This is a genomic window from Gordonia sp. G4 (assembly GCF_057770005.1).
In genome coordinates, this window is sequence record NZ_CM173442.1 from 1,669,684 (window position 1) to 1,681,313 (window position 11,630).

Annotated in this window: 11 protein-coding genes; 2 read left to right on the forward strand and 9 right to left on the reverse strand. The window is 69.8% G+C overall.

Going from position 1 to position 11,630, the window contains the following annotated elements:
• Window positions 1–7: 7 nt before the first annotated feature.
• Window positions 8–805: an SDR family oxidoreductase gene (locus AC3B5T_RS07395; protein ID WP_055476683.1), complete on the reverse strand. Its 798-nt coding sequence runs from the start codon at window positions 803–805 to the stop codon at window positions 8–10.
• 391 nt (window positions 806–1,196) lie between these two features.
• Between AC3B5T_RS07395 and AC3B5T_RS07400 the strand changes: the two genes are divergently transcribed.
• On the forward strand, window positions 1,197–1,739 hold the full coding sequence (locus AC3B5T_RS07400) for a dihydrofolate reductase family protein (RefSeq protein WP_055476684.1): 543 nt from the start codon (window positions 1,197–1,199) through the stop codon (window positions 1,737–1,739).
• Window positions 1,740–2,050: 311 nt separating this feature from the next.
• Here AC3B5T_RS07400 and AC3B5T_RS07405 read toward each other — a convergent pair whose 3' ends face one another.
• The 6 genes from AC3B5T_RS07405 to AC3B5T_RS07430 form a co-directional block, all read right to left on the reverse strand.
• Window positions 2,051–3,364: a TY-Chap domain-containing protein gene (locus AC3B5T_RS07405; protein ID WP_055476685.1), complete on the reverse strand. Its 1,314-nt coding sequence runs from the start codon at window positions 3,362–3,364 to the stop codon at window positions 2,051–2,053.
• An 86-nt stretch (window positions 3,365–3,450) separates the two neighbouring features.
• Window positions 3,451–4,263, reverse strand: coding sequence for a hypothetical protein (locus AC3B5T_RS07410; RefSeq protein ID WP_055476686.1), 813 nt, complete (start codon window positions 4,261–4,263; stop codon window positions 3,451–3,453).
• A gap of 142 nt (window positions 4,264–4,405) precedes the next feature.
• Window positions 4,406–5,575 carry a TY-Chap domain-containing protein gene (locus AC3B5T_RS07415; RefSeq protein ID WP_010844878.1) on the reverse strand — a complete coding sequence of 390 codons (1,170 nt, stop codon included), beginning with the start codon at window positions 5,573–5,575 and terminating at the stop codon, window positions 4,406–4,408.
• 284 nt (window positions 5,576–5,859) lie between these two features.
• Entirely contained in the window at window positions 5,860–6,327 is a 468-nt protein-coding gene (locus tag AC3B5T_RS07420) for an ATP-binding protein (RefSeq protein ID WP_010844879.1), read from the reverse strand.
• A 6-nt stretch (window positions 6,328–6,333) separates the two neighbouring features.
• Window positions 6,334–6,765, reverse strand: coding sequence for an STAS domain-containing protein (locus tag AC3B5T_RS07425; protein ID WP_044505591.1), 432 nt, complete (start codon window positions 6,763–6,765; stop codon window positions 6,334–6,336).
• 164 nt (window positions 6,766–6,929) lie between these two features.
• Window positions 6,930–8,120, reverse strand: a complete 1,191-nt coding sequence (locus tag AC3B5T_RS07430; protein WP_442902725.1) for a prolyl oligopeptidase family serine peptidase — start codon at window positions 8,118–8,120, stop codon at window positions 6,930–6,932.
• Between the two features lie 170 nt (window positions 8,121–8,290).
• On the opposite strand from AC3B5T_RS07430, the gene AC3B5T_RS07435 reads away from it, so the two are divergent.
• Window positions 8,291–8,959, forward strand: a complete 669-nt coding sequence (locus AC3B5T_RS07435; protein ID WP_055476688.1) for a hypothetical protein — start codon at window positions 8,291–8,293, stop codon at window positions 8,957–8,959.
• A gap of 59 nt (window positions 8,960–9,018) precedes the next feature.
• On the opposite strand, the gene AC3B5T_RS07440 is transcribed toward AC3B5T_RS07435, so the two are convergent.
• Window positions 9,019–9,651, reverse strand: a complete 633-nt coding sequence (locus AC3B5T_RS07440; RefSeq protein ID WP_231632786.1) for an LGFP repeat-containing protein — start codon at window positions 9,649–9,651, stop codon at window positions 9,019–9,021.
• Between the two features lie 62 nt (window positions 9,652–9,713).
• A complete protein-coding gene (locus AC3B5T_RS07445; protein ID WP_055476689.1) occupies window positions 9,714–11,450 on the reverse strand; it encodes a DUF6777 domain-containing protein in 1,737 nt (578 codons plus the stop codon).
• Between the last annotated feature and the right edge of the window lie 180 nt (window positions 11,451–11,630).

The following is an 11,630-nucleotide window of genomic DNA, read 5'->3' on the forward strand; positions in this document are numbered from 1 at the left end:
CGCGGGATCATCGCAGGCTGGTCTGGTACCGGCGCATCCCGCGCAGCCACCGGTCGTAGTCGGCGCCCTTCTGGCGGTACATGTCGAGGACCTCGGGGTGGGGGAGGATGAGGAAGCGTTCGTCGGCGACGGCTTCCAGCACGATCGCGGCCACCGCCCCGGGAGTGAGCACCGCGCCCGCGCTCTCCACGGCGCGCTGCATCAGCCGCTGTTCTTCGCTCGCGGAATCACCGTCCGGCCGAAGCAGTTTGGTGTCGACGCCCATGGGGCAGAGGCAACTGACCCGGACGCCGTCGTCGAAGTGGGTGATGTTGAGCCACTCCGCGAAACCGACCGCGGCGTGTTTGGTGACCGAGTACGGTGCGTTGCCGATCTGGGTGAGCAGGCCCGCGGCCGACGCGGTGCTGACGAAGTATCCCGTTCGGCGCTCCACCCAGTCCGGGACGAGGCGTCGGGCCGCTCGGATGTGGGCGCGGAGGTTGACGTCGACAGCGAGATCCCACACCGCCTCGTCGGTGTCGACCCCGCCGCCCAGGCCGACGCCGGCGTTGGCGAAGTACAGGTCGACCGGACCGAAGGTGCTCTCCGCCAGCCGAACCGCGGCATCGATGTGGTCGTCGGACGAGGCATCACCGCCGAGCGCGGTCGCCACATCTCCGAGCGACCCGGCGACGTCCCGGGCACCGGACTCGTCGAGGTCGGTGACGACGACCCTGGCGCCCGCATCGACCAGCGCATGCGCGATCGCCGCGCCGATACCCCCACCGCCACCCGTGACGATGGCCACCTTGCCTGCGACGTCCATGGATCTCCTTCGATCGCCGATGTGTGGGTCCAGAGTTACCAGACGAGGGGGCTTCGACAGGCTCAGCCGGCGGGAACGGGGCTCAGCCCCCTGCTCCCTAATCCGAAAGAACCACAGACCCGCTGGCCGGCCTGCTCCCTGAGGTCCGAGGAGCGCAAGCGACGTCTCCCTGCTCCCTGAGGTGCGAGGAGCGCTAGCGACGTCTCCCTGCTCCCTGAGGTGCGAGGAGCGCTAGCGACGTCTCCCTGCTCCCTGAGGTGCGAGGAGCGCTAGCGACGAGCCACGAAGGGCCACTCGCCACAGTTCGCCGAACTCTTCGACGCCGATGAGTTTCCCGGCGACGCCCGGTCTGACATCGTGACGTTCACCGCGAAGAGACGAGAGGCACACCATGGGAAAGATCCACGTCCACGAGTTCATCACCCTCGACGGCAGCTACGAGGACCCGAGCTTCACGATGCCGTACGGATTCGCCGACGGGATGGGCGAGCTCCTGGGGTCCTTCATGTCCGACTGCACTGGAATCCTGCTCGGGCGCAACACATTCGAGATGTTCGCCCCGGCCTGGTCGACCCGGACCGTCGACGACGACCCCGGCGCCCCGTTCTTCAACGACACCACCAAGTACGTGGTGTCGTCGACTCTCGACGACACGAGCGCGTGGCAGAACTCGACGGTCATCGGTGCCTATGACGCCGACCGGATTCGCGAACTCAAGCACGAGCGCGATCTCTACATCAGCGGCAGCGGCACGCTCGTGCGAGCGTTGCTGCGCGACAAGCTGATCGACGAGCTGCACCTGCTGGTCTATCCGGTGGTCCTGGGAAGCGGTGCCCGCCTCTTCGACGGTCTGGCCGATCTGCCGCTCACGCTCGTCGGCACGGACGTCTTCGACAACGGAGTCGTGCACCTCTCGTACAGCTCCACCGACTGAGCGGCTCCGGCCGGCCTCGGCCCCAGAGATGCGAGCGTCTCCGCTCTCTGAGGAGCGAGCGATGCGACACCCTTGCTCCCTGAGGAGCGAGCGGAGCGACACCCCTGCTCCCTGAGGAGCGAGCGGAGCGACACCCTTGCTCCCTGAGGAGCGAGCGGAGCGACACCCCTGCTCACTGAGGAGCGAGCTTGCGAGCGTCACGAAGGGTCTTGGCGAGTCGGGTTGCGAAGACCCTTCGTGACGCGCCCTCCGCAAGCTCCGGGCGCTCCTCAGGGAGCAGGGCGGGCCAGCGGGTATGTGGTTCTTTCGGATCAGGGAGCGGAAGGCGCCCCGCCGGCGAGGTCCATGGCGGTGAGGAGCAGCCGGGCGACCCGGGCGTAGGCCTGGTGCTCGGCCTCGCACAGTGCGATCTCCTCCTCACCGAGTTCGGCTTTGCGGGCGGCCGTGAGGTTGTCCATCCACTCGCGCATCTCGGCGGCGCAGATGTCGAAGAACTCGTGCACGCGCTCCCGGTCCTGGTGACAGGCCGCGAGAACGGTCGTGGGGGACAGCGTGTTGTCGAGTTTCTGGTTGACCCGAAGAAGCCCCAGCAATGCGCCGGGGAGCCGGTCGCCGCGTCGTCGGCGTTCCAGTTTCGGGCTGCTGTCGAGCCGTCTGATCATCTCGCCGCGGGCCGACCGGGCGAAGTCGTCCCAGCGTCGGAGCGCGGCATCGAGATTCGCGGGGTTGAAGACCGCGACATCGATGCGGCGCTGGGCGTAGACGAGCCCGTTGCGCACGACCACCGCGACTTCGGGCCACCGCGGGGAGAATTCGGCGACGACCATACCGAGCAGTGAGGGTGCGGGCACCGAGGAGCTGAGGATGGTCACGATCTCCAGTGAGCGGGCGTCGCGGGTGGGTCGCAACAGCGAGGTGCCGGTCGATCGCAGGAAGATGGCCTTGCGCGGGCTGACCACCGCGGGACGTCCGGCCGCGGTCATCGCGGCGCGGACCAGTTCGACGAGATGGTCCTTCGACTGCGGGACCACACCGCCCTCGACCGGGGCGTCGACGAACCGGGCCGGTGCGGTGAAGCGGAGGGTGTCGGCGTCGGTGATGCGGACGGTGTCGTCGAGATCCTCTTCGACCGCTCGACCCGATTCCGACGGCCGGAGCCGGTCCCGATCGGTGTCGAGATCGTCCGCGGGCACCGGTGAGTGGTGGCGGGCGAACGACGGGTCGCCGATGCTGACGAACGACGGATGGATGACGCCCCACACCTCGCGCAACGCTCGCACGGCGGCATCGGCGAGGTCGCTGGACCGGAGGGGATCGACCTCGAAGCAGAAGGCGCTGCGGCCCTCGAGCCGACACCAGCCGCGGTCGACGATGTAGGTGGCCTGACGCATCCACCGGTCCTTGTCGGTCCAGGTGAGGTCGCCCGCGGAGATGGTGCAGCGCAGTCGGTCGGTCGACCCGGGCGTCCCGGTCATCGCAAAGGTCATCCGCCGGCGCCAGCCCCCGGCCGCCGCCTCGACGATGGCCAGGCTCTGACCCGGCAGGAGGCGCGGCACCCGGACCGCGAGGGTGTCGGCGAAGTCCCGCCAGGCCGCCTCGAGGACGGCGTCGAAATCGGGGGACATGCGGCTCCTCCTGGGCGGGACGTACGCGGACCGGATCCGAATAGTACGACGCGGAGCGGACACCCGGGGCGACACCCGCGACAGATCTACAGGGGGGCCGAGTGCTCGACCGTCTCGTCGTAGACGGGGTACCAGGGGAGGTCGTGCGCGGCGTAGTCGGCGCTCGTCAGCGCGGCGCGCGGCACCGGTTCTCCGGTCAGGGACTTCCACGCGACCGAGTTGACGATCCGGACCGCGGCGGTGTCGAACGTCGTCGGATGCCAGGTGTCCGCGGACTCGAGTGGACCTGTCACGCGAGGCGCGGTGAGGCGGGGACGGGCACGGGATTGTTCGGCTCGTGAGATGTCGCAGAGCACGCACGTTCCCGGAGCCGAGGGCAGGTGGCGGCGTCGCCGGGCCCACGCGTCGGCGCGCATCGGGATGACCGTCAGCTGCACGAGCGTCCCGGTGCGACCGCCGTCCGCGACGGTGTGGGTCGAGGGAGCGATGAACTGGCGGTCGTCGAACCCGTCGCCGGCCGGGCCCCGGTGGGAGGCGAGTGACGGTTGTGTGGGGACCTCGAGGTAGTCGTCGGCGTCGAAGTCGGGCATACCGGTGAAGACGTCACCGCTGATCGCGTTCACGCCGTCGACGCCGACCATCACGAGGAAGGGATGCATGTGCGGCGAGGAGAAGTCCAGCCAGGTGGCCTCGGACTGCCACATGGGGATGGTTGCGTGCGCATCGCCGTCGGGTGAGCCCTGGGCGAGGCGAAGCGCGCCGTCGTCACCGACCGGGCCGTACCGTCCGACCGGGTCGGGGGTGCGCAGAGTCCGCTGGAAGGTGACGTGCAACCGCGCGTCGCGACCCAGTTCGGGAAAGGTGAACGTGAGCGCGCCGCGATCCGTGGTGATGGCCATGCGAGGGCTCCGATCGACGACGCGAACCGCTGAGGGTTACCTAACAATTGAACGCCTCGGCTGGCGCCGGCGCGATGCCCGGCGCCGAAAATCGTCCGCGCGGACTACGTGCACCGGTGATTCGGAGCCCGATTTGCCCGGATCACTTGGCCGGCGAGTTCCGGTCTGCGGTGTCGTCGTCGGACAGCACGACGACGCGCAGCGCGGCACGCAGGTTGTGCGTGGTCGCCTTCCAGGCGTCGGCCTCGTGGCGGCAGGCGTCGGCCTCCACCGAGTCCGACGCCGCGGCCGCGTCGACCGCCGACCGCCGCCACGTGAGGTGCTGCTCCTCGCTGGTGTTGATGAAGGAGAGGATGTCGGCCTGGTTGTAGCGGCAGATCTTCGCGACCTCGCGGGCACTGAGCGACCGCCCGTCGGGGTCGAGTTCGAGCAGGGTCTGCAGCGCGTCCGGGAGCCGGCCGCCGTTCCGCGCGGTCATCGGTGCGTCCTCACCGACCTTGGCGATGACGGACGGGGCGCAGTCGGCCAGGAACGAGAACCACTCGGCCAGGGCGGAACTGAGGTTGTGCGGGTGGAAGACGGCGCATTCCACGGTCAGCGTCGCGAAGACCTCGTCCTCGAGGAGGTGCACCCGCACCGCCGAACCCATGGTCGGCTGGGCGGCGACGATGTCGGCGGCGCGGCGACGGTCGGTGATGTCGCCGGCCAGGCGCGCGAAGAACTCGAGACGCGGTGCGTCGCTGCGCGGACTCAGCCAGGACGAGACGGGCTTGGTGGGCAGGGCGATGTCGCCGTCGGCGTCGGTCTGGATGCGGCAGCCGGTGAGGTCCTCGAGCGAGCCGACGAGCAACGCACGCAGATGGTCGGCGTCGAAGGGCTGGACCGCGACCTCGATCTGGGGTTCGGGGCGCGCGGCGGGGGAATGGTCGAGGAACGCGGGGTGCACGACCTCCCAGACCTGACGAAGCGTCTGCACCGTCACGTGCGCGAGCTGGTCCACGCGGCGGCGGCCGACCTCGAAGATGTGGGTGCCGTTGCGCAGGCGGCGCCATCCGAGGGAGGCGAGCAGTGCCAGGTGCTCGGCGAAGTACTCGGCGGTCGGATGCAGGTCGGTGTCGTCGATGGTGCAGCGCAACCGACGTGACCCGGTGATCGTGAACCGCAGCGTCCCGTGCGGACCCTCCGGGATCATCGGGTCCTGCTGGATCGTGAGGGTTTGGCCCGGCTCGAGATGCGACAGCCGATCACCGACGTGCAAGGCGAACGTGCGCCAGGCGTCGTCGATGTTCGAGTCCACGGTGAAGTCGGTCATGTCGACTCCCTTCCTCGTGCGCTGACGTGCATGCGCATTGTGCAGCGATGTCAGGATCGGGAGTACGCTCCACCGAGCTTCTTCGACGGCCGGCCCCGAACCCGCCTTCGGAGATCAGGTTAGGTGACTCGGCCGACAGACTTGGTCGGTTGAACAGACCCACGACGAACTCCTGTCCGAACCGTACCCCTCGGTCGGTGACCTGGCTGTGTCAGGCAGGGGTTGTGAACCGACAACGAGCGCCTGTGTCCCCAGCGCTGGGGACATGCTCGCGGAGGTGGGCCTCAGACGCCGAGCCGCTCGTGCCAGCGCAGTGTCACCGAGGTCCCGTCCGGCCCGCTGGTGACGTCCGACGCGTCGCTGAGCGCCGAGATCAGGGCGAGTCCGCGCCCGCGGTACGGCGACGACGAGGCATCGGATTTCCAGCGCCCTCCGTCCGTGACGGTGACCTCCAGCGACTCCTCACGCGTCAGGCGTGCCCGTACCTCGATGGCACCGGGTCGTGTGCCCGACGGCTGCGTGCTCGAAGACTGCGTGCCGGCGGCGTACGCGTGCTCGGCCGCATTGGCCACCGCCTCGTAGACCGCGAGGACGATGTCGCTGCGACGTTCTGCGTCCACGCTGACCGTCGCGTCCAGCCACTGCGCGAAGTGCTGCCGGAAGCGGAAGGCGGCCTCGGGGGTGGCCGTGACCGAGAGCGCGAGGCCACCGTCCGGGTCTGCGGGGCGGTGGGCCGACGAAATCCACACCATCGGGGTCTATCCAGCCGGACGGTCGGCCAGCCCCTCTGTGGTGGTCATGGCCGTGACCGCGTCGTCCAGTGTCGGGTAGAGCACCATCGTCTGATCGAGCCCCATCACGGTGAGGGGACGGGTGGTCGCCGGTCCGGCGGCCACGACCCCGAACATGCCCCTGGGCGCGATGGCCTCGTGTGCGGCGACGAGCGCCGCCATCCCGGCCGAGGCCAGGAACTCGGTGGTGGTCAGGTCGATGATGAGACCGTCCGGTTGACCGCTCAGCGCCTCGGACACCGCCTCGGACAACTGCGGAGCGGTGAGGACGTCGATGCTGCCCTCGACGGTCAGGATCACCAGTTGCTCGTGTGCTGCCGACACCACCGTCATCAGGGCGCGGCCGGCGCTCAGGCCGGAGTCGTCGACGATCACAGCGTCAGGATGTTCTGCCTGCATCGGTTGATGGCCCTCTCCACGGGGGACGCGGCAGGCCGACACGCGGCCGCCCGTCCCGGCAAATGTGTGACGGCAGCTGCTCAACCGGTGCTGTCCATCGTGCCACGAGACGACGCCGCGTCGGAACCGGGGTGCGCGAGAATTTCGGCGGAGTCGATGAGCGGCTACTTGCCGAACAGCCGGTTGAGGAACGGGATTGTGTCGGCCTGCGAACGGACCAGGGTGCCACTGTGGTCACTCGGATACATCCGGAAGGTCACCGGCTGGCCGTTGGCCGTCAGCGTCGCCGCGTACGCAGCGGTGGTGGCATACGGCACGTCCGTGTCCAGCAGGCCGTGGCCCATGAAAAACGGCTTGTCGAAACCCTTTTCGGGCATCGCAAGGTAATCGGCGAGGGTTGCGGAGAACCTCGGGAGGCTGTTCAGCGGGGCGGTGAAGTAGTCGCCGACGGAGACTCCCCGGAGTTGTTCCTCGAAGTCGCCGACGCACCGGGTCTCGGCGAGCGCCACGTACTTGCGGCCCGTCGGGGTGAGGATGCGGTCGATGCCGAGTTCGGGATGTGCGTACCGGAGGCCGGCGGTGATGTAGCTGAGGTAGGCGGTCAGTGCCGGCGTGATCGCCACCGGGGGTACGCCCGGGCCGGCGATCTGGACGAGCCGTTCGATGTAGGCCGGCGTGCCGGTGCCCACGGCGCCCCGGTAGGCGAGTTCGGGACCGCCGAACTCGGTGGCGTGGCGCGCGGTGTAGATCGCCGCCCCGCCACCCTGGGACTGTCCAACCGCCGCCCATGAGCGCGACAACCGTTGTGTGACAGGGAGAGTCGCGGAGAACTCCCGACCCGCGCGCACCATGTCGACGACGTTGTGGGCCGTCGTCCGGCCGTCGAGGTAGGCGTGCAGACCGGGGGTGCCCAGCCCGGCGTAGTCGCTCGCGACGATGGCGTAGCCCTGCTGCATCCACTTCGCCAGGTACGGCAGGTCGCGCTCGGGTAGGCCCGGTCCCCGGACCGAGGGTGCGCAGTCGTCGCCGAGCCCGGAGGTCCCGTGGGCCCACGAGATCACCGGCCAGCCGCCGGCCGGGGCGGTGCCCCGAGGGATGAAGACGGTCCCGGTGCTCAGCGCCCTGTTGCCGAACGTGTCGGTGGTGACGTAGGTCAGGACGGAGGCGTCGGCGGAACCGGGCACCCAGTACTGCGGCGGCAGCGGTCTCGACGAGACGACGGAACCCGCTTCGCCGGCGGGCGACGGTGAGCCGGTCGCCGGACCGGTGGCGAGGGTGCCGGCCGCACCGGAACTCCCGAGCACGACCGCCGCACATGCGGCGAGTGTCAGAACCTTGCGATGCCATCGGGTCACGGTCCACACCGTACTGCGAACGCGTCCTGGTCTTCGATCCGCTCACATATCCCGTTCCCGCTCAGACGCATTCGGTGTTCGGAAACGGATCCGGTGAGCGCGGCGGGTGGCCCCGGCAATACGCTGGCGGCGTGCGGGTCCGGACAATCCGGACAGAGAGGTGTCAGGCCATGGCGTTGCAGACGGTCGAGCTGCCGGCTCCCGCGGAGATGAGACCGAGGTGGGCTGCCTACGCGGCCCTACTGGCGGTGCGAGGCGAGCGCTGGGCGCAGGGCGCGCGTGCGACCCCTGACGGGTGGCACTACGACGACGGCGGCGGCAACTGGGCCGACATGGTGCTGGTCGGTGACGACCGGGCGGTGCTCGTCGGGCATGACCACGAGTACTCCGAGACCTACTTCCGGGAGGGCGCGGCGTACTTCGGCGAGCCGGAGACCGACCTGCTCGACGGCGCGCCACCGTGGTGGGAGCCGGCCATCGCGCCCCACCTCGAGAGGCAGCGCACCGAGGGGATGTGGATCGGGTTCGTCTACGGCTTCGGCGGCCGGTGGACCCGGTCCGGCTACGACCTCGAGGACGGCTTCACCGGTGTCGGTCTGCCGTTCGTCGACAGCCAGAAGACCGTCGACGCGCTGGTAGATCTGCTGGGGAACTGGTTCGGCGAGCTGCGACTCCCGCCTCCTGCCGATCTGGCTACCCAGGTACGGGCGATGATCGAACCCGCAGGTGAGGTGACCGAGGCCGGTTTGCGGCGGATACTCGGCCCGGCGGCCGCCCATGCCGACATCGCCGGAGCGGTGACCGCCGCGCAACGGTTCGAGCACGAAGGGCGTCAGTGACCGGACCCGGACGAGTCGGGCCCGGGACACACCAACGCCACCCGCGGCGGTTCGTCGCGTCAGGGCCAGAAGATGGTGCCGTTCAAGAAGTCCTGTGCGAACCGGCCCCCGGTGCGGTACTCCCCGCCGAGCGGAACCCCGAAGTACCCGCCGGCACCGCCGGTATTCTCCCACTTCTGCCGGATCTGACCCCAGACGATCTGTGCCCCACCGGTTTTGGACCACGTGACCACGCCGCCCTGGAAGTCGTTGCTCCGGCCGCTGCCCGATTTGTACTCGTTGCTGACCGGGTATCCCAGCGCGCCGCGCTCGGCCCCGGCCTTCTGCCAGCGGCTCCGGATGGCGCCGCCGACCTGATGCGCGGTGCCACCGTCGGCGGCGGGATGCCAGTAGAACGACGTGTCGCGTGAGAACGACTGGAAGCGGCCGCGCTTGGCGGCCGCGCGTTCGGGACCGGTCGGAACGCCCCACTTGAAGAAGCCACCCGTCGCGGAGTAGGCCTCTCCGATCTTCCCGCCCACCAGATGCCCGTTGATGATGCGGTCGGCCTGCGCGCTCGGCGCGAGCATCACCAGCGACGTCAGCGCAGCCACGACCGCGACGCTCGCCAGACGCACCCGGACACGTCTGCGGACGGATTCCGGACGGAGGTCACCAGAGGGGCGTCGCGTCGACGTCGTCAGAACAGACATGCGCGCGATGGTACGGACGTGCCAGGGTGCTTGCTGTTGGACAGCTCACAATCGCGGACGTGTCACGGCGTTCCCGCAGGTGCCTCCGGTTCGGCGGGCGCTTCCGGGGCAGGTGGGTTCTCCGTGGTCGTCGTCGTGGTCGTGTCGACGGCGGCTTCCTCGGTGGGCGGCGCGGCATCTGTGGAGACGTCGGGTGCCGGCGGCTCGGACGCCGGGGCCGCGGGCGGCACGACGATCCAGTTGGCCGATCGGACGGTCACCGTCTGCGACGCACCGACCGCCGTCAGCGTCAGCGTCCACACACCGGTGCCGGTGGTGGAACCCGACACCGAGCTGCGTTGCAGGGCCGAGCCGGCGACCGACCTCGTCACGCCGTCGGTGCACGACAGCGCGACGGTGCCGAGTTCCGGGGTGTGGGGAACCGTGCAGCCCACCGACAACCCGGCGTCGTCGAAGCTGAAACTGCCGACGACCTCGCCCGAGCCGCTGAACGATGTCGGCGTCGCGGGGGCCTCGGCCGGGGTCTCCGGTCCGGGCACACCGGGTGCACCGGGTTCAGACGCCGGTCCGGGGACCTCGGAACCGGGTGCCTCGTAACCGGGCTCCTCCGGCGCGGGGGCGTCGGAAGCCGGCACCGATGCGTCCGGGGCGGGCGCGTCCGAGCCCGGATCGGGGGTATCGGGTCCGGCTGAGTCCGGTGCTGATGAGTCCGGAGCCGGGGAGTCCGTGGACGGCGCGCCTTCCGGCAGACCGTCGTGTTCCTCGGCGCGCTTCTCCAATGCGGGCGCGGCCGCGGGATCGCCCGGGGCGAGGAGGCCGTTGCGCTCGGCGTCTTCGTCGGTGCCCGCCTCGAACGGGGTGTTCAACGCGGCCGGAGTGGGCAGGGGACCGGACGGCGGCGGGAATCCGCTCAGATCGAGCAGTCCGCCCGCGGGTTGGGAAAAGAGCTGTCCGGTAAGGAAATTCAGCAACTCGAGGATGTCTCCGGCGGGTGTGCCCGGTTGCGGCGCAGGCGGCGCGGGAACGATGGTCGTCGACTTGCCGACCGCGGTGACGTGCTGGTTGCTGTACGCGATCCGGGCAACCGATCGACTCTTGTACCCCTCCCAGGGCCGACCCTCGAGTCGATATCCACCAAGGGGTGCGGCGGTCGGCGGGGCGAGCGGATTGCCGCACGAGCACATCGCGCGCGGGACACCGGCGGAATCGACGTAGACCGCGGTCCCGCGTTGCAGGACCGACTGGAACGGCACGGCCCGGCCGGACGTGTACGAGTGATTGGTGACCCAGGTGTCGGTCGTCAGCACCACCGGGGTGAGGGTGTTCAGATAGTGCGGGATGTCGGCGGTGCTGATGCCGTAGACACTCGCCCAGGCGCGGGCCGCCGGGGGATCGGCGAGCAGCCGGTTGCTGAGTGCGGCGGTGTCGCAGGCCGCGGCGTCGCCCGAGCCGTACAACCCGGCGTCGGTGCCGTTCACCGCGCGGCCGCCGAGGTCGGCGGCCCCCGCAGTGCCGGTGAGGGCCACGTTCTCCGGCAGGTCGCCCGATCCGGCCACGAGGACGGGATCGGTGAACGGGTCGATTCCCGGGTCGTTGGCCGCGGTGAGGGTGAGCCCGGGAACGTAGATGTCCCCGTCGCGCGCCTTGGCCACGAAGACGATGCCCGCGGCGAGGATCAGCGCGAGGACGACGACGATCGCGCCCAGCACGAGGGTGAGCGCGCGCCGGCTGTCGGACTGCGGCGGAATCGGGCCGTACGGGGTTGGCGGGTGAGTCGGGGGACCGGGCGGATAGGTCATCTCGCAGCTCCTACTGGTCCACTCCCGCTGGGTCACATGGTGGGGAGCGGCGCCCCGCGGGGGCGGGGCGGATTCAGCGAGACGGCTGGCTCGCCGAGCCCAGTATCGGCGCGGCGGAGAGCGAGGAGCAAGGCTTGACCAGCAATTTTACGATGGTGTGGCGAAATCTCGACCGTTTGG